This is a genomic window from Hydrogenophaga bisanensis, from assembly GCF_042665135.1.
GTDB classification, from domain to species: Bacteria; Pseudomonadota; Gammaproteobacteria; order Burkholderiales; family Burkholderiaceae_C; genus Hydrogenophaga; species Hydrogenophaga bisanensis.
In genome coordinates, this window is sequence record NZ_JBHTBX010000002.1 from 241,728 (window position 1) to 260,005 (window position 18,278).

19 protein-coding genes are annotated in these 18,278 nt (G+C 66.4%); 10 read left to right on the forward strand and 9 right to left on the reverse strand.

Features of this window, described 5'->3' with window-relative positions; genetic code table 11:
* Positions 1-4 precede the first annotated feature (4 nt).
* The gene (gene queF, locus ACFQNJ_RS03830; RefSeq protein WP_382253936.1) at positions 5-850 is read left to right on the forward strand and encodes an NADPH-dependent 7-cyano-7-deazaguanine reductase QueF; all 846 of its coding nucleotides are present in this window, start codon (positions 5-7) and stop codon (positions 848-850) included.
* Between the two features lie 18 nt (positions 851-868).
* Here queF and ACFQNJ_RS03835 read toward each other — a convergent pair whose 3' ends face one another.
* From ACFQNJ_RS03835 to ACFQNJ_RS03845, 3 genes are all read right to left on the reverse strand, one after another.
* The gene (locus tag ACFQNJ_RS03835; RefSeq protein ID WP_382253937.1) at positions 869-1,645 is read right to left on the reverse strand and encodes an anti-sigma factor; all 777 of its coding nucleotides are present in this window, start codon (positions 1,643-1,645) and stop codon (positions 869-871) included.
* 13 nt (positions 1,646-1,658) lie between these two features.
* Positions 1,659-2,231, reverse strand: a complete 573-nt coding sequence (locus ACFQNJ_RS03840) for a sigma-70 family RNA polymerase sigma factor (protein WP_382253938.1) — start codon at positions 2,229-2,231, stop codon at positions 1,659-1,661.
* An 84-nt stretch (positions 2,232-2,315) separates the two neighbouring features.
* Positions 2,316-2,969: a cupredoxin domain-containing protein gene (locus tag ACFQNJ_RS03845; RefSeq protein ID WP_382253939.1), complete on the reverse strand. Its 654-nt coding sequence runs from the start codon at positions 2,967-2,969 to the stop codon at positions 2,316-2,318.
* Positions 2,970-3,165: 196 nt separating this feature from the next.
* Between ACFQNJ_RS03845 and ACFQNJ_RS03850 the strand changes: the two genes are divergently transcribed.
* From ACFQNJ_RS03850 to ACFQNJ_RS03865, 4 genes are all read left to right on the forward strand, one after another.
* Entirely contained in the window at positions 3,166-3,753 is a 588-nt protein-coding gene (locus ACFQNJ_RS03850) for a ferritin-like domain-containing protein (protein ID WP_382253940.1), read from the forward strand.
* Positions 3,754-3,836: 83 nt separating this feature from the next.
* A complete protein-coding gene (locus ACFQNJ_RS03855; protein WP_382253942.1) occupies positions 3,837-4,781 on the forward strand; it encodes a DUF3034 family protein in 945 nt (314 codons plus the stop codon).
* 18 nt (positions 4,782-4,799) lie between these two features.
* The gene (locus tag ACFQNJ_RS03860; protein ID WP_382253944.1) at positions 4,800-5,264 is read left to right on the forward strand and encodes a group I truncated hemoglobin; all 465 of its coding nucleotides are present in this window, start codon (positions 4,800-4,802) and stop codon (positions 5,262-5,264) included.
* 73 nt (positions 5,265-5,337) lie between these two features.
* Positions 5,338-5,850 (forward strand): DUF3455 domain-containing protein, encoded by a 513-nt coding sequence (locus ACFQNJ_RS03865; protein ID WP_382254612.1) that lies wholly within the window; start codon positions 5,338-5,340, stop codon positions 5,848-5,850.
* On the opposite strand, the gene ACFQNJ_RS03870 is transcribed toward ACFQNJ_RS03865, so the two are convergent.
* Complete coding sequence (locus tag ACFQNJ_RS03870) at positions 5,851-6,912, reverse strand: histone deacetylase family protein (RefSeq protein WP_382253946.1); 1,062 nt, start codon at positions 6,910-6,912, stop codon at positions 5,851-5,853. It abuts the gene before it with no gap.
* Between the two features lie 196 nt (positions 6,913-7,108).
* Here ACFQNJ_RS03870 and ACFQNJ_RS03875 point away from each other — a divergent pair, with 196 nt between their 5' ends.
* Positions 7,109-7,702 carry a CBS domain-containing protein gene (locus tag ACFQNJ_RS03875; protein ID WP_374641156.1) on the forward strand — a complete coding sequence of 198 codons (594 nt, stop codon included), beginning with the start codon at positions 7,109-7,111 and terminating at the stop codon, positions 7,700-7,702.
* Positions 7,703-7,718: 16 nt separating this feature from the next.
* Here ACFQNJ_RS03875 and ACFQNJ_RS03880 read toward each other — a convergent pair whose 3' ends face one another.
* Entirely contained in the window at positions 7,719-8,564 is an 846-nt protein-coding gene (locus ACFQNJ_RS03880) for an enoyl-CoA hydratase-related protein (RefSeq protein ID WP_382253948.1), read from the reverse strand.
* The gene (locus ACFQNJ_RS03885) at positions 8,527-9,852 is read right to left on the reverse strand and encodes a DNA polymerase Y family protein (RefSeq protein ID WP_382253950.1); all 1,326 of its coding nucleotides are present in this window, start codon (positions 9,850-9,852) and stop codon (positions 8,527-8,529) included. Before ACFQNJ_RS03885 ends, ACFQNJ_RS03880 begins: the two co-directional genes overlap by 38 nt.
* A gap of 104 nt (positions 9,853-9,956) precedes the next feature.
* Here ACFQNJ_RS03885 and ACFQNJ_RS03890 point away from each other — a divergent pair, with 104 nt between their 5' ends.
* A complete protein-coding gene (locus ACFQNJ_RS03890; protein ID WP_382253951.1) occupies positions 9,957-10,994 on the forward strand; it encodes a BLUF domain-containing protein in 1,038 nt (345 codons plus the stop codon).
* A gap of 52 nt (positions 10,995-11,046) precedes the next feature.
* Positions 11,047-11,769 carry an SIMPL domain-containing protein gene (locus ACFQNJ_RS03895; protein ID WP_374641152.1) on the forward strand — a complete coding sequence of 241 codons (723 nt, stop codon included), beginning with the start codon at positions 11,047-11,049 and terminating at the stop codon, positions 11,767-11,769.
* A gap of 30 nt (positions 11,770-11,799) precedes the next feature.
* Here the strand turns inward: ACFQNJ_RS03895 and ACFQNJ_RS03900 are convergent, their stop codons facing one another.
* Together ACFQNJ_RS03900 and ACFQNJ_RS03905 are read right to left on the reverse strand one after the other, a co-directional pair.
* A complete protein-coding gene (locus tag ACFQNJ_RS03900) occupies positions 11,800-13,557 on the reverse strand; it encodes a sensor domain-containing diguanylate cyclase (protein WP_382253953.1) in 1,758 nt (585 codons plus the stop codon).
* A gap of 40 nt (positions 13,558-13,597) precedes the next feature.
* On the reverse strand, positions 13,598-14,128 hold the full coding sequence (locus ACFQNJ_RS03905) for an anti-sigma factor domain-containing protein (RefSeq protein ID WP_382253955.1): 531 nt from the start codon (positions 14,126-14,128) through the stop codon (positions 13,598-13,600).
* Between the two features lie 191 nt (positions 14,129-14,319).
* On the opposite strand from ACFQNJ_RS03905, the gene ACFQNJ_RS03910 reads away from it, so the two are divergent.
* Complete coding sequence (locus ACFQNJ_RS03910) at positions 14,320-15,588, forward strand: hypothetical protein (protein WP_382253957.1); 1,269 nt, start codon at positions 14,320-14,322, stop codon at positions 15,586-15,588.
* Between the two features lie 12 nt (positions 15,589-15,600).
* Here ACFQNJ_RS03910 and ACFQNJ_RS03915 read toward each other — a convergent pair whose 3' ends face one another.
* Positions 15,601-16,755 (reverse strand): alpha-hydroxy acid oxidase, encoded by a 1,155-nt coding sequence (locus tag ACFQNJ_RS03915; RefSeq protein WP_382253959.1) that lies wholly within the window; start codon positions 16,753-16,755, stop codon positions 15,601-15,603.
* Positions 16,756-16,953: 198 nt separating this feature from the next.
* Between ACFQNJ_RS03915 and ACFQNJ_RS03920 the strand changes: the two genes are divergently transcribed.
* On the forward strand, positions 16,954-18,273 hold the full coding sequence (locus ACFQNJ_RS03920) for a hypothetical protein (RefSeq protein WP_382253960.1): 1,320 nt from the start codon (positions 16,954-16,956) through the stop codon (positions 18,271-18,273).
* The last annotated feature ends 5 nt before the right edge of the window (positions 18,274-18,278 follow it).

Consider the following 18,278-nt stretch of genomic DNA (forward strand, 5'->3'; position numbering starts at 1 on the left):
CAACATGCACACCCCTGAGCAGTCCCAGCTGGGCAAGGTCTCGGCTTACGCCGACCAGTACGACCCGTCCCTGCTGTTTCCCCTGCCGCGCGAACCCAAGCGGCGCGAAATCGGCATCACCGGCAGCGTGCCCTTCATGGGGGCCGACATGTGGACCGCCTTCGAGCTGAGCTGGCTCAACCTGCGCGGAAAACCGCAGGTGGCCATCGCGCACATCACCGTGCCTGCCGACAGCACCCACATCGTCGAGAGCAAATCGTTCAAGCTTTACCTCAACAGCTTCAACAACAGCCGCTTTGACAACGCGGACGCCGTGCGGGACGCGATCCGCCGTGATGTCAGCGCCGCCGTGTGGCACGGTGGTCCGGTCCAGACCACGGTGGGTGTGCGCGTGCTGGAGCCGGTGATGTTTGACGTCGAGCACATTCAGCCGCTGGAAGGCCTGCTGCTGGACCGTCTGGATGTGGAGTGCTCGGTGTACCAGCCCGACCCAGGCCTGCTGCACAGCGCTCAGGGCGAACAGCCGGTCACCGAGATGCTGGTCAGTCACCTGCTCAAGAGCAACTGCCTGGTCACGGGGCAGCCCGACTGGGGCTCGGTCCAGATCAGCTACACCGGTCCGCAAATCGATCAGGCCGGTCTGCTGCAGTACATCGTGAGCTTTCGCAACCACAACGAGTTCCATGAGCAGTGCGTCGAGCGCATCTACATGGACATCATGGCGCGCTGCAAGCCGACGCGCCTGTCGGTGTACGCGCGCTACACCCGACGTGGTGGGCTGGACATCAACCCCTGGCGCACCAGCCACCCGCAACTGCCCCCCGGCAACGTGCGCACCGCCCGCCAGTGAGGCGGTAGTGCCCCGGCTTCAGAGCATTTTCTGGATCAGGGCACCCTTGAACAGCACCGGGCCGGTGGGGCCGCGCTCGCTGGGCACGCCGCCTTGCGGTTCCAGGCTGACGGCCAGGGCGGGGACGTTCTGCACATCGCCTTCACCAGCGGCCAGCTGCAGCAGGCGCTCCCGTGTCAGTACGCCCAGTGAGCGCGGTGCAGACCCAGGGGGCAGCGCCCACAGCTGGAGCGACTTGTCCGACGCCTCCTGATACCCGCCGACCCGTTGCAGGGTCAGTCGCTGGTTGTTCGGGTCAAAGGTGACCAGCATGGCGGGACCGGCCTGATCGTCATTGAGCACAGCCACGTACTCGACCTGAGGCGCGGTCTGCAGCCGGGTCTGAAGGTCCTGCACCTGTGCGCCCAGATCTTCACGTATCTGTCCTGCGGTGACGATGGCCAGCACCGTGGCCAACGCTCCCGCACCGGCAGCGCCACGCCAGAGCAGCAGGCTTCTGAACCAGCCTCCCTGCTGTTTCGGAACGGTCAGCCTGGCCTGTTGCGTGGCATTCCGCTCGCGCTCGGCGCGCACCAGGTTGTCGATCCGTGTCCAGACGGCCGGCGGCGGAGATGTCTCCCGCTGCAGCTCGGTCATGCCTGCCACGCGGCTTTCCCACAGCAGGGCAGCGGCGCGCACCGGTGCCTGCTCTCGGGCCAGAGCCTCGAAACGGCGACGTGCCCCGCCCCGCAGTGTGCCCAGGGCCCACGCCGCAGCCAGACGGTCCAGTAGTTCGGGGTGCCGGTGGATGTTCATGTCGAGATCATCCTCAGGCGTAGCGGGCCATGCACTGGCGCAGGTGGTCCAGACCGCGACGGATCCAGGTCTTGACCGTGCCCAGGGGTAGCCGCAGCTGTTCGGCCAGCTCGCTGTGGCTCAGATCCCGAAGGTAGGCCAGGCTGACGGCCTGCCTCTGCCGATGCTCCAGCCGATCCAGGCACTGGTGCAGCGCCCAGGCCTGCTGGCTGGCCAGGCTGGTGTTCATGGGGTCGGGGGCGTCGCCTTCCAGTGTGTCGGCCAGATGCTCGTCGATTTCCTCGGTCAGGTGCTCGCGCTCGGCCTTGCGTCGGCGCAGGAGGTCGAGCGATCGCGATCGGACCATCAGACCCAGCCAGGCCATCGGCGGGCTGAGGGTGGCCCGATAGTCGGCCGCCGAGCGCCACACCTGCAGGAAGGTGTCCTGCAGCGCGTCCTCGGCCCATTCGGGCTTGCCCAGCACCTTCAGGGCCAGTCCGTACAACTTCGATGAGGTCAGGTCGTACAGCGACCGCAGGGCCGCCTGATCCTGCTGGGCGACCCGGTCGATCAGGGTCATGAGTTCGGCATTGCGATCTTCGAGCATTCGATGATTGTGTCGCAGTTCCAGCCGACCCAGATCTGGGGTTTTCATGACCTTGGTACCCGATGGACATATGCCGACACCCGTTCATGGCCTGCGCCGCCGCGGCGTGATCTGGGTTGGAATCGAGGTCACTGTGAGGGCCTGGACCGTCACGTCGACCGGTGCGGCATCGACCAGCTGGTCGGCGTGCCAGACCCGGATGCGGGCCGGCCCTTCCGGCACATCCTGCAGACGCATCACGCCCTGGGCGTCGGTCTTCCCGTGCCAGGGCGAGTCGGTCACGAAGACCGCGCCCCGCATCGAACTGTGCAGATGGCAGCCCAGCTGGAAGGGGCCGGCGCGGTCCATCAGTACTGTCTGTGAAGCAGGCTCACCCTGACCGCTGTGACCGGCCAGGCGCATTTCAAAGCCGCGGGCCGAGTCACCCTGTGCCAGGTTTCCGAGAGGAATGCCGCGCACGTGATGGTCCCAGCCATCCCGGTTGGTGAACCGCAAGGTGGAGCCACGGGTGACCACGGCGACCGCGGGAATGAACTGCATGCGCTGCTGGTCGATGGTGACCGGTGCGGAGGCCGGGCTGGCGGCCTTGGGATTGCCGACCGGTTCGACGATCACCACGGCGTCGACCAGAGGCTGACCGTCACGAGAGCTTACGTCGACCTGAAGGACACCAGCGCTGGCGGTGACTGAAGCGAGGCTGGCGGCCAGCCAGGCGGTGAAGGAGATGCGATGTGTCATGAACCAGGTTCCTTGAGGGTCATGGGGCGCCGTGTGGTACCCCTTCCCGATTACGCGTCATGTCAAGCCACGGATGTCTCCGGGAAATGTCCTTGCATGTCTTAGGGGATTTCTGAATCCGAAGCAGGTAGGCCGCGCGTATTCCAGACGTCCGGATCAACCAAGCTGCTTTTTCATACCCCTTCAAGGATTACCCATGATCGACCTGAACTCTCCCCAATCCATTCTCCAGGCGCGGCGTTCGCTCATCACCCGTGGTGCCACGCTGTCGGCGTCTGCGATGCTGCTGCTGGCGGGCAAGGATGCCCTGGCGCAGGGTATGAAGGCCGACACCGCCAAGGATGTTGGCATCCTGAATGTGGCGCTGGGCCTGGAGCACGAAGCCATCAATGCGTACCAGCTGGGCGCGGGCAGTGGCCTGTTGCAGAAGCCGGTGCTGGATGTGGCGGTGCAGTTCCAGGGGCACCACAAGACGCACCGGGACGCGCTGGTGGCCACCATTCGCAAGCTGGGTGGAACGCCGGTGGCGGAGAAGTCGCTCGATGAGTACGCCAAGGCGCTCAATGCAGCGGCGCTCAAGAACCAGGGCGATGTGCTGGACCTGGCGGCGCGGCTGGAGCTGGGAGCCACCAACGCTTACCTGAGCGTGATCCCGGCGATGGCCGACCGTGAACTGGCCAAGGTGGCCGCCCGCCTGGCGGCCGACGAGACCATGCACTTCACGGTGCTGACCAGTGCGCTGGGCCGACCCCTGCCCCCGGGGGCGCTGTCCTTCGGCGCGTGAGCAACTGACACCTGCCTGTTCCCTGCCCGGCATCGGGTGGGGTACCTCTTTATTCATCATTCACACAAGAACGGAGAAACTCCATGCCCAGACCAAACGGTTTTCACCCAGAGGCCGCCCACCGGTGCCTTGCCGCCATTCTGTTGGCCGCCACCGCTGCGGCCCCCGTCATGGCCGACACCGGCAAACTCCGGTTGACCGGCGGCGTCAGCACGATCGAAGGTGCCGCTGGCGGTGGGATATCCCCCTGGGCGGTGATCGGCGGCCCAGGGGCGGAGGGGCAGCTGGGTTTGGCCGCTCATGTGAGCAGGGCCGAAACCCAGGACTACGGCTTGACCGCCTACGGTGTCACAGCTGGTATCAATGACCGGCTGGAGGTGTCGTTCGGTCACCAGGATTTCGATACAGGCATCACGGGAACCGCCTTGGGTCTGCCCGGTCTTCATCTGAAGATGGATGTGGTGGGTGCGAAGCTGCGTGTGGCGGGCGATGCCATTCTGGATAGCGACACGCTCATGCCGCAGATCGCGGTGGGCGTTCAGGCCAAGCGGCTGCAGTCCAGCGGTCTCGACGCGACATTGACGGCCCTGGGTGCCAAGCGGGACGGTGTGGACTTCTACGTCAGTGCTACCAAGCTGTTTCTGGCGCAAGGGATCCTGGTAAACGGTACCTTGCGGGCGACCAAGGCCAACCAGAACGGATTGCTCGGTTTCGGCGCGAAGCTGGGCGGCGCATCCGACGACTACGAGCTCATGCCCGAGTTCTCTGTGGCCTATCTGCTGCGCAAGGATCTGGCGGTGGGCTTCGAGTACCGCGGCATGCCAGACAAACTGCTCAAGGCGGGCAGGGCGGCGGGCTTGGGCGAAGGACTCAAGGCCAACGACTGGAAGGACTTTTTCGTGGCCTGGGCACCCAGCAAGAACGTCTCGTTGACCGCTGCGTACGTCGACCTGGGGCGGGTGGTGCCTGCCACCACCAAGGGCAAGCGCCAGACGGGCGTTTACGTGTCTGCCCAGTTTGCGTTTTGACCAATGAGGATATCGACGATGAAACTTAACCACAAGCAAGTATTGGCCCTGACGGCCCTGTCCTTGACCTGCACTCTGTCATTTGGCCAGAGCACACCGGCCAGTGCCTATCCCGTCCAGCCCGCCCCGGGTCTCTATCAGGCGGTGGGGGAGAAGACCGGTATTCGGGCGCTGATGGACGACTTCGTTGTACGTCTCAAGGCCGATAGCCGCATTGGCGACCAGTTCAAGGACACCAATGCCGAGAACCTGGCCAGCCAGCTGACCGATCAGGTCTGCCAGCTTGCCGGGGGCCCTTGTGTGTACAAGGGCCCTGACATGAAGACGGCCCACGAAGGCATGGAGATCACCCGTGCGCACTTCAATGCGCTGGTCGAGGTGCTTCAGGTCAGCATGGATGCCAAGGGTATTTCCTTCCAGCGCCAGAACCAGATCCTTGCCCTGCTCGCGCCCATGCACCGCGACACGGTCACCGTTCGCTGATTCCCTCATCTTCACCACCAAGGAGTGTTTCATGATCACCGTTCTCAAGATGAGCCTGGCCGTCTCCGGCCTGATGGTTTTGGCCGCCTGCGCCAGTTCGACAGGCAGCTCGAAGCCGACCTATTCGCAGACCATGCTGCCGGATGCCGTGAAGGTGCCTGCCGGGCACCGCGTGGCGATGGAAACCGTCGGCGTGGGTCAGATCACCTACGAATGCCGGGCCAAAAAGGATGCTGCTGGCCAGTTTGAATGGGTGTTTGCCGGGCCCGACGCCAAGCTGAACGACCGCCAAGGCAAGCAGGTGGGCAGGTACTACGGGCCTCCGGCCACCTGGGAGAGTCAGGATGGCTCGAAGCTGACCGCCACCCAGCTGGCGGTCGCTCCGGCAGGTGCCGGCAATATCCCGCTGCAGCTGGTCAAGGCCAACCCGGCCATGGGCTCGGGGGTCATGCAGGGCGTGACCTACATACAGCGGGTGGCCACCCGGGGCGGTGTGGCGCCGTCCAGCGTCTGCTCGGCCACCAACATGGGCAGCAAGCAGATCGTCAACTACCAGGCCGACTACATTTTCTGGAAGGCGGCCTGATCAGGCCGACCGGCAGAAGCCTTCGAGCAGGTTGACCGCGTTGGTACCGACTTCGGCCACCGCATAGCCGCCCTCGAAGGTGAACACCGTGGGCAGCCCGGCTGCCGCCAGCATGCGGCCCACGGTGTCGTAGTCGCCACTGCCGAGGGTGAAACCCGAGATCGGGTCACCCTCGAAGGTGTCCAGCCCCATGGGCACCACCAGCGCCTGGGCGTCAAAGGCCTCCACCGCGTCCAACGCCCTTTCCAGCGCCGCGCACCAGTCCTTGAAACCGGTACCCCGCGGCAGCGGCAGGTTCAGGTTGAAACCCACACCGGCGCCGTCGCCGCGCTCATCGGCATGGCCGAGGAAGAAGGGGTATTCGGTGGAAGGGTCCCCGTGGATGGACACCGTCAGCACGTCCGCTCGCTCGTAGAAGATGGTCTGGGTGCCATTGCCGTGGTGGTAATCCACATCTAGCACCGCCACCCGGGTCATGCCGGCATCTCGAAGTGCCTGCGCAGCAATGGCGGCGTTGTTCAGGAAGCAGTAGCCGCCGAAGAAATCGGGCCCGGCATGATGGCCCGGCGGACGCGTGAGCGCGAACGCAGCGCGATCACCCGCCAACACCGAACGGGTGGCCGCCACGGCGCAGGCCGCCCCCATGCGGGCAGCCGCCCAGGTACCGGCCATCAGGGGCGAGCCCGAATCGAACGAGAACAGGCCCAGGCGTGCCGCAAAGTTGGCTGGCAGCACGTCGTTGCGAAAGCCGTGCCGGTTGGGCAGTGGCCAGACCGAAGGCAGGGCGTCCCGCTGCGCGTTCGCCGGGTCCATCGCCACCCATTCGTCCCAGGCACCGGCCAGGAAGCGGGTGTACCGCTCGGCATGCACGCGGGCAATGGCGGCATCGAGTGCCGCGTCATCGACTTCGGGTGTGAACAGTTCGCCCTGCGAGCGGCGTTGAAGTTCGGCCAGTACGTAGTCCAGCCGTGCGGGCACCTCATGGCAGGGCACCATGCGGCCGCGGAACATTTCTTCCCGTCCCTGGTGCAGGGCGTGTAGGGGGTTGTGGAAAGTCTTCATGGGAAGGAGTGTCGCATCCTGCTGGCGCGAAATCCAGTGCCCTTCCGTCGTACCGCAGCTTCTGAACGGGGTTGAACCTCTTGTTTGTGCGCAGGCCAGGTGATAGCCTGAACCCGTCCGTGTCGCAGGCTTCTTCCTTTGCACGCACCGCGGCGCCTGCGTCGTTCTTCCACCCCTGTCGGAAAGCGAGCGAACCGTGAACAACGCCCCTCTGCGCACCTTTCATTTTCCTGAAGGGGCCTGCATCGTGCAGGCCCAGCCACCGATGGGGGTGCCGGTGACGCCATCATCGCCGGCCCGTGCGGTGATGACCGATCTGACCCATGTGCGCGCGGCGACCATCGCGCCGGACATGCCCTTGGGTCAGGCGCGCCAGACGATGATCCATCAGGGCGTCCGTCTTCTGTTTGTGGTCAGTGACTTGCCTTGTGTCGATGGACTGATCACGGCCAACGATCTCGAGGGAGAGCGGCCCATGCAGGTGATTGCCCAGCGAGGCGCCCGCTACGAGGACCTCTCTGTGGCGGACGTCATGTCACCCCTGTCCGCACTGGATGCCATCGATCTGGGTGATCTGGCGCATGCCACGGTCGGGCAGGTGATTGCCACACTCAAGCAGATTGGCCGGCGCCACCTGATCGTGGTGCAGCAGGCCACATCCCATCACGGTCCGCGGGTGCGTGGTGTGATTTCGCAGGCCCAGATCGAGCGCCAGCTCGGACATGCGATCGAAATGGTGGAGACCGCCAACAGCTTTGCCGAGATCCGTTCGTCGCTCGCCCTGGCCTGAGGCGGTTGCCCGCGTCTCAGCCCAGGGAGTTGAACGTCTGCAGCGGCGCCAGGGGCGGGAAGTCACCCGACCGTTTGCCCTTCATGGCCGCGATCGATTCGCCCACGTGCCGGTTGCTCCAGATGGCGCCCTGCAGCCAGCCCATCTGGCGCAGGCTGTCTTCCACGCTGTGGTCGCGCGCATAGTTGACCGCCTGTTTGGTGCCCCAGATGGCGATCGGTGGCTTGGATGCGATTTCCCTCGCGCATTGCAGTGCCGCGGCCAGCATCGCCTCCGGCGTGTCGAAGACCTCGTTGACCAGACCATAGCCCAGGGCGCGTTGCGCGCCCAGGCGCCGGCCGGTGTAGGCCAGTTCCTTGACCACCGCCAGCGGCACCAGCTTCGGCAAGCGCTGCAAGGTGCCCACGTCGGCCACCATGCCGATGTTGATCTCCTGGATGCAGAAGAACGCGTCCTGCGTGGCGTAACGGATGCAGCCGCAGGTCACCATGTCGACCGCGCCGCCGATGCAGCCGCCCTGGATTGCGAAGATCACCGGTATGCGCAAGGTCTCGATCTTCGTGAACGTGGCCTGCATGTCGGTCAGCAGGTCGAAGATGGCCGCCCGCCCTTCGGGGCTCTGGTCGTCCATCTGGATCGCCCCGGCAAAGGTCTCCAGGGCCATGCCCGCCGAGAAATGCTTGCCGGTGCTGCTGATGACCAGGGCCCGGGCCTTCCCTTCCTGGTGGATCTGCGTGAGCAGCTCGTCCAGTTCGCGCCAGAAGGTCGGGTGCATGGTGTTCATGACCTCGGGCCGGTTGAGCACCAGGTGGGCGACGTGGTCGTCACCCAAGTTCAGGGAAAAGCAGGTCGGTGTGGTCATCGGGGCTCCTGTCGCGCGCGGTGCGGGGGGATAAAGATGGGGCCTCACTGTAGCGGCCGCCGGCCAAGGGTTCTGTCCCGGGTTTGACGAGCTTGCCGACCCTGACCCCCAGCAGGCGGAAGCGGCGGCCCAGGTCAACCCGCTTGAGGCATTGACCTGCATGGCGACGGATCACGCCGGGGTCGTCGGTGGCCTCGTCGATCGTGATGTCGCGGGTGACCTTCTCGAAGTTGTCGTAGGTGATCTTGATGCCGATGGTGCGACCGGCATAGCCCTTGCGTTTCAGATCCGCCGACACCTGCTCGCACAGCCGCGTGAAGATGGCCCCCAGCTCGGCGCGGTCGCGCGCGGCGTGCAGATCCCGGTCGAAGGTGGTTTCGCGGCTCATGCTCACCGGCTCGCTCTCGGTGACCACCGGTCGGTCGTCGCGCCCCCAGGCCGCGTCGTGCAGCCATGCCCCGTAGCTGCGGCCGAAGTGTTCCCGCAGCCAGAGAGGGACCCTGGCGGCCAGATCGCCGATGGTGTGGATGCCGTGCGATTGCAGCTTCGCGTCCGCTTTCGGCCCGATGCCGTTGATCTTGCGGCACGGCAATGGCCAGATGAGCGACTGAAGGTCTTCGGGCATCACGATGCTGATGCCGTTGGGCTTGTTGAACTCGCTGGCCATCTTGGCGATCAGCTTGTTGGGCGCCACGCCGATCGAGCAGGTCAGCCCGGTGGCCTGGAAGATGCTTTTCTGGATGAGGCGCGCCAGCACGCGACCGCCCTCACGCTGTCCGCCCGGCACCTCGGTGAAGTCGATGTACACCTCGTCCACGCCCCGATCCTCCATCACCGGTGCGATCTCGGTGATGGTGTGCTTGAACAGGCGGGAGATCCGCTTGACCTCCTCGAAGTCCACCGGCAGCAGGATGGCGTCCGGACACAGCTTGGCCGCTTTCATCAGGCCCATGGCCGAACCGACCCCGAACTGGCGGGCCGCATAGGTGGCGGTGGTGGCCACGCCCCGACCCACGTAGTCCTTGAGGCGGGGGAAGAAGTCCACCGGAATCCGGTCCAGCGTGTCGGGACCCCAGTCCCGGTCCGGGAAGGCTTCGCGAAGCCGCGCCGTCAGGTCGTCCTCGCGGCGTCGCCCGCCGCCAATGACCACCGGCAAGCCCTTGAGCTGCGGATAGCGCAGCAACTCGACCGACGCGTAGAACGCGTCCATGTCCAGGTGGGCAATGCGGCGCGGCCGGTTGGACGGCGTTGCATTGTTGGGGGCTTCGGGTTTCACGGATGTGAGCATAGCGCGCGGCAGAGAAAGCCGATGAGCCCTGAGGGCCAACGCCACACCACTTGGCGATGGCCACCGACATCCCTACACTTTGACTTTCGTCAAACGATCCAACCATGGCCGAGCCGGTGCCCGATTCCGCATCCACCCAATGGCCCGACAGCGGTGCGGAGGTCTCTCTCCAGCCGGTGGCCAGGCTGGTCTATGCCAGCATCAGCCAGGTGGATGGACCGGTGTTGCAGGAGATGCGGCGCATCCGGGACCAGGCCTTGCCCCGCAATGAGGCCGACGGGCTGAAGGTCGCCTTGCTGCACATCCGCGGCTGGTTTGTGGAGTGGATTGAAGGGCCTGAGCAGGCCATCGAAGCCTTGCTCTCGCGCGTGGACCGGGACCACCGTCATCACAGCCTCAGGGTGTTGCACCGGAGCGTGGGGCAGCCGCGCCTGTTCCGCCCCTGGATCGGTGCCATCGTCCAGTCCGACGAGTCGATGGTGGACGTCGCCCGGCGGGTGCTGGATCTCCAGCATCGCCACGAGGCCGATCGACTGCCGGAGCCCGCCAGCGTCTGGCTGTCCTTGTGCTCGCCACCGGCCGAGGCAATGCGCTCGCCGATCGGGGCCTTTCCCCGGATCATGCTCTTGTCGGCGGCCGGATCGACGGCCTTTGATCTCACCAGCTGGGTCGCCCGCGAGACCGGGCAACCCCTGATCCGTCGCCGCTTTGCCGGTGCCGCCGATGATGCACCCGATGTCGAGAGCGACTACGTGGACCTGCCGGACATCGGCCCGGCGGGCGTGCGCCTGATTGCCAACGCCCGCAAGGGTCTGGCCATGGGCATGACCCATGCCTTTCTGCCCGACTATGCCGCGGTGCTGGTCCTGCTGGGTGAAGACGACAGCCGGAACCAGCGTCTGCTGGCGCGACTGCTCTCGGCCTGCCGGCAGGTGCATCACGTCCCCCTCATCATCGGCGCGGGCCATGGGATGGCAATCGGGGCCGACCTGCAGTCCCTGGTCGAGAAGCAGGGCTATCCGTGGCAGGCGGTGGACCTGGGATCGGCCCGGGCGGGCCTGTCAGCCACCTGGCAGGCGGTGGCGCCTGCGCTGGCCATGCTGGGCAGGGAAGACACGGCCGCAACCCGACCTGCGGGCTAAGATGACCAACCGTGCATGCGTCGGTTCGCATGCCATCCAGGGGAGTACACACATGAGTGACCTGTCGCGGCTGGTGGCCGCATTTGTCGTGGGCGCCGGCGTCGCGGCGTCGGGACTTTTCGTCAGCGGCGGGCTGGAACGCTTTCGCATGGCCGATCGCAGCATTGCGGTCAAGGGCCTGGCTGAACAGGACGTAGAGGCCGACTTCGCCGTGTGGACGCTGGGCTTTCGCCGCGCGGGCAACGAATTCGGTGCTGTGCAGCAGGCCCTCTCGGCGGACCGTGAGAAGGTGCTGGCCTTTCTGAAGTCGCGCGGCTTCAAGGACGAGGAAATGGAGTCCCGCCCTGTGCTGGTGCAGGACCTGCTGGCCCGGGACTACGCCCAGGGTAACGTTGCTTTCCGTTTCAATGGCGCCGGCCAGGTGGTGGTGCGCAGTCCGCGCGTGGCCGATGTGGCCCAGGCGGCGCTGGCGCTCGATCCCCTGATTCAGGCAGGCGTCCAGATCGGTGGCGAAGGCGAGGGGCCGTCCGGTCCGCGCTACCAGCTGCGCGGCTTCAACGACATCAAGGCGCCACTGCTCGCGCAGGCCACGCGCAACGCCCGTGAGCAGGCCGAAAAATTTGCAGCCGAGGCTGGGGCAAAACTCGGGCCCCTGAAGAACGCCAACCAGGGTGCCATCCGGATCACCGGGGACGACGGCAGCGACTACGACGACGGCAGCTCGCGCGTCAAGCGCTTGCGCGTGGTCAGCTCATTCGAGTACGAACTGCGCTGATCGCCTGGGCAAGGTGCTGGCGCGCTGGCCTCAGGGGCGGGAATGGGCCGGATCTGATCCGTGGGTCGGGGAGGGCAGGTGCTGAACCACCCGCCGGGGATCCGCAGCGCCGCGCTCCAGCGCCCGTTCCAGCCGGGACATCAGCCTCTGCTCGTCAATGGGCCCCTCTTCGCCCACATCGATGACACCGTCGGGGGGCAGAGCGGTGGTCACCCTCAGTTTGAGCACCGCCTGCGGCCCGATCGCGGGTGCGATCTCCAGGCCACGGGCCACGACCTGCTGCGCCAGGGTCCGGAACTGCTCCACCGGCGGTGGGGCCTCGATCAGCATGGCAAACCGGGCTCTGCCGATGCGGCACACCGTGTCCAGATCCCCGGCCAGTGATGAAAGGCGGGCGCCGGCGATGACCAGCGCGCGATCAGCCGCTTCGCGACCGTGCTGCTCGGCCAATTCCCCATGGTTGGCCAAGTCGACCGCCAGCAGACCGAACCGGGTACCCGGGTGACGCCGTGCCCTGCGCAGGGTGTCCCGCAGCCGGAACATGAACACCGGCTGGATGATCAGGCCCGTCAGGGGGTCGGTGCTCTCCATGGCCCGCATGCGCGCATGGTGTTCGCTGAAGTCCTTGGCCCGGCGATGCAGGATGTACAGCAGCAGCGGGATCTCGATCATGGAGCCGATCAGCAGGGCGTACTGGGTGATCCAGCTGTCGGGCAGCACGCCGGCGCTGCGCAGCGCAGGAAACGGATAGGCCAGATGCACCGGCAGAAAGCCCAGAAACAGCCACCCGGCATAGCGCTCACCCTGGCGCCAGGCCCACAGGCACAGACCGATGCTCAGGAAGACCGACAACAGACCGTACAGGCTGAGCAGGCGAAACGCCGTCGCATCCATCATGGCGGCGTACAGCGCCGGGAACACAGCACCGAACATGCACCAGGCCAGCACCGAGATGTCCAGCCATCGGCTGTAGCGCGACAGCGCACAGGTTTCACGCACGAACCAGATGCCGGCGGCCGCGAGCCATGACATGAAGACGGCGGTGGCCAGGTCGTTCCAGCGGGGCCATTCGCCCCACACGAAGAGGCCGCCGATGCCGGTGAAGCCCAGCTGGAATCCCAGCATGGCGGCCACATAGGCACAGTAAGCCAGGAAGGCCCGGTCACGGTAGAGTCGCAAGTGGACGACGCCCAGGAACAGCACCAGCAGACAGGCTCCCAGGTAGGCGCCGACGAGCAGGAAGGTCTGGTAGCGCTTGGATTGCAGTTCGCGTTCGTCCAGCAGGGCCAGCCTCGGGCTCGTGGGCGCCGGTGCGTTCTCCAGCCGTAGCCAGACGCGCTGTGCGTCGCTGCCGGTCACCGCAAACACCGGGGTCTGGTCCGGCAGGGCCCACTGGCTCAATGGCAGCTGGTCACCGGCGTCCTGGCGCGACACCTGATCGGGTTGATCGACGCGAGGCTGGTACAGGGTGGCGCGGTTGATGAAGGCGGCCGCCGACAGCATCAGGTACCAGCGCTGGTTGGCATCGCGTGCAGGCAGCGGCACTTCCAGCCACAGCGCGCCGGCGCCCAGTTCGAAGGAGCGAAGGCGCTCCATGGGGGTCCATGCCCCTCCGGGCAGGTCTCGCACGGTATCGATAGCAGCCCGACCTGTGGTGTCTATCCAGTACCGACTCGACAGCGTCGGATCGGCCGACCTTGCGGGGTCCGGGGGCGTGTCAGCGTGTGCGAAGGACAGGCACCAGGCCAGGCTCGCCAGACAGATCAGCCATCGTGCCAGGAGGGACATGTGGGCAACGGGTCGGTGTTGTTGGTTGGATGATGCCCGATCAGATCGACTTGGTCACCAGCCAGCCCTTGAACAGCCAGGGCAGGCTCGGACCGGCGCCGGCCGGCACGCCGCCCTTGTTCTCGGCACTGATCCCCAGCTCGGTCACCTCCTTCAGCGCCGGCTCGTCCACCGGCAGCTGCAGCGTCTTGTATCGGCTCTCGATGATGCCCAGCGACCGGGGGGGCTGATCACCACTGATCGCCCAGACCTGCATGCTGTCTTCCCGGCCTTCCTTGACCTCGTTGAGCCGTTGTATCGTCAGGGCCCGGTCCTGGGGATTGAACGTGGCCAGCATGGCCGGACGCCCCTGGGCATCCAGCAGCACCGAGACCTGCCGGATCTGCGGCACCTGGATGAGGCGGGCCTGCAGCTGCTCGATCTGCGCCTGCAGCTGGGTGGTCATGCTCGTGGCGGCGGCCCAGGCCAGCAGGATCACGATGAGCAGGAGGATGGACAGCGCACGCCACCAGGCGCTGACACCCGGGCGGGGGGCGGAAAGGGACGGGGTTGGGTTTTGCTCGGCTGACATGAAAGGGACGGATACACCGTGCGTGAATCGATCGGAAGCGATACCGGAAAGGACCCAAGTATGCCGCCAAGCGGCAGGGGGCCGGCGCGCGGTCAGCATCGTGTAGTCCCGCCGTCTTACACTCGCTGCCCGCCCTGTCCTGCTGTCGGGCGACCAAGCACCGCCCTCGCCACCGAACCGCGAAGTCTCCGATGATCCTGTCCGCTGCTGAACTGGCCCTGTGGTCTGCCATGGCTGGCGTGCTGTTGACGCTGGCCGTGCTGGCGAGCATCGACATGGTGGTCAGTCGCACGCTACCGTCGGTGCGTGGCTGGGTCAGCACCGTCTTCACCAGCATCGCCTGCCTGCTGATGTGCGGCTGGCTGGAGACCCTCTGGCCATCGCTCAGGGACATCGACCTGATGCCTGTGAAGGCCACGCTGGGGCCCCTGTGCGGTGCGCTGGCGCTGGCTTATCTGGGGCACTGGTCCGGCATGCGCGGCGACGACCGGCTGGTGCGCCTCCTTATGGGGCCGGGTGCGGGCATCATTGCCCTCGGCGCGGCGGCCTTGCTGGTCTGGACCCTGCGCGGCGGCGACGACCGGGATGTCCTGATGTGGACCGCGGCGGTCAACAGCCTGGCGGTGATCATGGGCTCGTTGGTGGCGGTGCGCAGCGTGCTGCTGGGTGATCAGCTGGCCCGCTGGATGGTGCTGGCCTGCCTGTGCCTGGCCCAGATGACGGCGGGTCACTACGCCAAGGGCCTGGGCCACGAATGGGGTCTGTGGTACTGGGGCCTGACCGCGACGGCCACCGTGGGCTACTTCCTGACCGTGGTCACCATGGTGCGCCTGCGTAACCGGGAATGGCGGCGCCTGAGCCGGCAAGCACAGGGCGCCATGCCCGTGGCCGACAGTGCCGGCCTGCCCCGGGGCGTGCAGCTGGTGCAGAAAGTCGATGACGCCCTCTGGCGCAGCGCCCGCATGGAGCGTCCCTGCGTGATCGCGGCGGTGGTGGTGCCCAACCTGTACGACTACGGTGATCAGTTGCCGTCAGACCCCGAGGCCGAGATCCTGGTGACCTTGGCGGCCCGCATCCGGCAGGTGGTGGGTTTCCGCAACGTGGTCGGGCTGTTCCACCAGCGCTGCTTCGTGCTGGCGGTGTCGGCGGTGCAGGATCCCCATCGCCGCGAAGTGGTGGGCAGCCGCTTGCTGCAGGAGCTGCGCATGGCGGTGCTGCTCAGCCCTGATCCGACGGTGCCACCCTTTCAGCCGGATGTGGGCATCGGCATCATCGACGTCCCGGCGGGATCGGAGGAAGTGGATGCTTTGCGGGTGATGACCCAGGCCGAACACCTGGCGCTGGAGGCTCGCCACACGCCCCAGCGCCTGTGTCACCGGCCCTGGTCGCCCATCAGGACACCACCGGCCGCCCTGTTTGCGTCGGCGGCCGAGACCATGCCGTCCCCGCTGACGCCCTGAGCGAGCCGCCGCTCAGGCGGTCGGGAACGTGCCCGGCAGCAGGATGGATTTGTCCACCGTCTCGATTTTGGTGTGGCCGCAGAAGGCCATGGTCAGGTCCAGCTCCTTGTGCAGGATTTCCAGGCACTTGGTGACGCCGGCCTCGCCCATGGCGCCCAGGCCGTACAGGAACGGGCGCCCGATGTAGACCGCCTGGGCGCCGAGCGCGCGGGCCTTGAGCACGTCCTGGCCACTGCGGATGCCGCCGTCCATGTGGATCTCGATCTGGCCGCCCACGGCATCGACCACGGCCGGCAGTGCCTCGATGCTGCTTTGCGCGCCATCGAGCTGGCGACCACCGTGGTTGGAGACGATCAGGGCATCGGCACCCGACCGGACGGCCAGTTTCGCGTCCTCCACGTCCTGGATGCCCTTGAGGATCAGCTTGCCGCCCCAGCGCTTCTTGATCCACTCGACATCGCCCCAGTTGAGGGCCGGGTCGAATTGCTGGGCGGTCCAGCTGGACAGGCTGCTCATGTCGGCCACCCCGGTCACGTGGCCGACGATGTTGCCGAACTGGCGGCGCGGGGTGCCCAGCATGCCCAAGGCCCAGCGCGGCTTGGTGGCGATGTTGATCAGGTTGGCGATGGTCAGCTTGGGGGGTGCCGACAGGCCGTTCTTCAGGTCCTTGTGGCGCTGGCCCAGGATCTGCAGATCCAGCGTCAGCACCAGGGCCGAGCAGTTGGCGGCCTTGGCGCGGTCGATCAGGCGTTCAATGAAGCCGCGGTCCTTCATCACATAGAGCTGGAACCAGAAGCCTTCGCCGGCGTGCTTGGCCACGTCCTCGATGGAGCAGATGCTCATCGTCGACAGCGTGAACGGAACGCCGAACTTGCGGGCGGCTTTGGCCGCCAGGATTTCGCCGTCGGCGTGCTGCATGCCGGTCAGGCCGGTGGGGGCGATCGCCACCGGCATGGCCACCTTCTGGCCGACCATGGTCGTCTCGGTCGAGCGGTTCTCCATGTTGACCGCCACGCGCTGGCGCAGCTTGATCTTCTGGAAATCGTCGTTGTTGGCACGGTAGGTGCTCTCGGTCCAGGAGCCGGAATCGGCGTAGTCGTAGAACATGCGCGGCACGCGCTTCTGGGCCAGGATGCGCAGATCTTCGATGTTGGTGATCACGGTCATGAACTTGTCTCCGGGGGATGTCTGGACGGTGGGCCGATCTTAGCGATGGCCGGGCCCAAGGGCACTTGAAAGCCGGTGTGTCCGGTTTGAAATTTCTGATGCCTCAGGCGGGGGATGGCCGGCCGGCGCCCGGTCTTGGCGCTGTTGCAGGCCAGGCGTATGATTTTCTGGCAGCCCGATGCTGCCAGGAGGAACACCGTGTCGCAGCAAACTTCCCTGGGAGCCCTGGCGGGCTCCCGCACCGCCATCGCCCTGGTGGCTGCGCTGCTGGTGGCTGGCCCGTCACTGGCCCAGACCGCGCCCACGCAACTGTGGGTGGACCTGTCCACCTCCACCATGACCGGCATGCCTTCCATGATGCAGGGCGGTGTGGGCGGGATGATCGGTGGCCTGTTCGGTGGGCGCGGAGGCGGAGGGTCCCAGACCTATGGTCATGCCAGTGGCCGCTTCATCCAGCAGGGCAGCAACCCCGGTCTGATGGGCTCCTTTCCGCCCGATCGGGTGATCGACGTGGCCCTGTTCAATCCGCGGCGGCCCGGGGTGGAGGCGGCGCTGGCCATTCCGCCCACGATGGGCATGGGTGAACAGCTGCCCCTGGTGCCACCCAGTCCGAGCTTCCGCGAGCCGGGCGAGGCGACCGGCCCGACCGAGGTGCCCGACATCAAGGGTCGCATCCTGGTGTACTGGGGCTGCGGTGAAAAAGTCCGTCCGGGCCAGCCACGGGTCATCAACCTGGCCAGCAACCCGACCCAATGGGCGCCGGTGCTGGCGGGACGGCATGCCCCCGAGCGGGCTGCCCGGGTGGGGGCACAGCATGCCCTCTACCCCAACGAAAAGAACACGGTCAACCCGCAGGCCAACACCTCGCTGCAGGGCGAGCACCAGGTGCTGGGTGACGGTGTGCCCGCCTCGATGCGTTTCACGCTGGGCGAGCGGCAGGACCTGATGACCGCCATCCGGCTGCAGACCCAGGGGGCGCTGACCGACAGCATCCAGCTCAGCTGGCTGCCGATACCGCGCGCCCATGCCTACCATCTGCACGCCATGGGCATGGCCGGGCAGGACATGGTCCTGTGGTCCAGCGCCGACAACGGGGATGCGGGGCTGGGGCTGTTCGACTACCTGACCGAGTCCACCAGCGCGCGCTGGGTCAAGGACAAGGTGCTGCTGTCGCCCGAGACGACCGAGTGTGCGGTGCCCCAGGGCATCTTTGCCGGGGGACAAGGCGCCGAGGCCGGCGGGGGAGCCATGCTCCGCATGATCGCCTACGGGCCCGAGAGCCACTTCAGTCATCCCGTCAAGCCGGCCAATCCGCCCAAGAACTGGCAGCCCGAGTGGACCGTGCGGGTGCGCACCAAGAGCCAGACCATGGCCATGCTGGGCATCGACATGTCGGGCATGGCCTCGGGTGGGCAGGCGCCTGACCGCGAGGCGCCGCCTCCCACAGAGGATAAGCCCTCGTCCGGCGGCATCCTGCCCGGTGCGGGCACCATCCTGCGCGGCATATTCGGTCGCTGAGCCGG

What these genes read in the sequence shown, in the direction of transcription:
- ACFQNJ_RS03880 (WP_382253948.1), bottom strand. Translation starts at nt 8,564, where the DNA reads ATGACCACACCGACCTGCTTTTCCCTGAACTTGGGTGACGACCACGTC.
- ACFQNJ_RS03890 (WP_382253951.1), top strand. Translation starts at nt 9,957, where the DNA reads ATGGCCGAGCCGGTGCCCGATTCCGCATCCACCCAATGGCCCGACAGC.
- ACFQNJ_RS03910 (WP_382253957.1), top strand. Translation starts at nt 14,320, where the DNA reads ATGATCCTGTCCGCTGCTGAACTGGCCCTGTGGTCTGCCATGGCTGGC.
- ACFQNJ_RS03870 (WP_382253946.1), bottom strand. Translation starts at nt 6,912, where the DNA reads ATGAAGACTTTCCACAACCCCCTACACGCCCTGCACCAGGGACGGGAA.
- ACFQNJ_RS03845 (WP_382253939.1), bottom strand. Translation starts at nt 2,969, where the DNA reads ATGACACATCGCATCTCCTTCACCGCCTGGCTGGCCGCCAGCCTCGCT.
- ACFQNJ_RS03915 (WP_382253959.1), bottom strand. Translation starts at nt 16,755, where the DNA reads ATGACCGTGATCACCAACATCGAAGATCTGCGCATCCTGGCCCAGAAG.
- ACFQNJ_RS03840 (WP_382253938.1), bottom strand. Translation starts at nt 2,231, where the DNA reads ATGCTCGAAGATCGCAATGCCGAACTCATGACCCTGATCGACCGGGTC.
- ACFQNJ_RS03900 (WP_382253953.1), bottom strand. Translation starts at nt 13,557, where the DNA reads ATGTCCCTCCTGGCACGATGGCTGATCTGTCTGGCGAGCCTGGCCTGG.
- ACFQNJ_RS03850 (WP_382253940.1), top strand. Translation starts at nt 3,166, where the DNA reads ATGATCGACCTGAACTCTCCCCAATCCATTCTCCAGGCGCGGCGTTCG.
- ACFQNJ_RS03895 (WP_374641152.1), top strand. Translation starts at nt 11,047, where the DNA reads ATGAGTGACCTGTCGCGGCTGGTGGCCGCATTTGTCGTGGGCGCCGGC.
- ACFQNJ_RS03905 (WP_382253955.1), bottom strand. Translation starts at nt 14,128, where the DNA reads ATGTCAGCCGAGCAAAACCCAACCCCGTCCCTTTCCGCCCCCCGCCCG.
- ACFQNJ_RS03860 (WP_382253944.1), top strand. Translation starts at nt 4,800, where the DNA reads ATGAAACTTAACCACAAGCAAGTATTGGCCCTGACGGCCCTGTCCTTG.
- ACFQNJ_RS03885 (WP_382253950.1), bottom strand. Translation starts at nt 9,852, where the DNA reads ATGCTCACATCCGTGAAACCCGAAGCCCCCAACAATGCAACGCCGTCC.
- ACFQNJ_RS03865 (WP_382254612.1), top strand. Translation starts at nt 5,338, where the DNA reads ATGGTTTTGGCCGCCTGCGCCAGTTCGACAGGCAGCTCGAAGCCGACC.
- ACFQNJ_RS03855 (WP_382253942.1), top strand. Translation starts at nt 3,837, where the DNA reads ATGCCCAGACCAAACGGTTTTCACCCAGAGGCCGCCCACCGGTGCCTT.
- queF (WP_382253936.1), top strand. Translation starts at nt 5, where the DNA reads ATGCACACCCCTGAGCAGTCCCAGCTGGGCAAGGTCTCGGCTTACGCC.
- ACFQNJ_RS03835 (WP_382253937.1), bottom strand. Translation starts at nt 1,645, where the DNA reads ATGAACATCCACCGGCACCCCGAACTACTGGACCGTCTGGCTGCGGCG.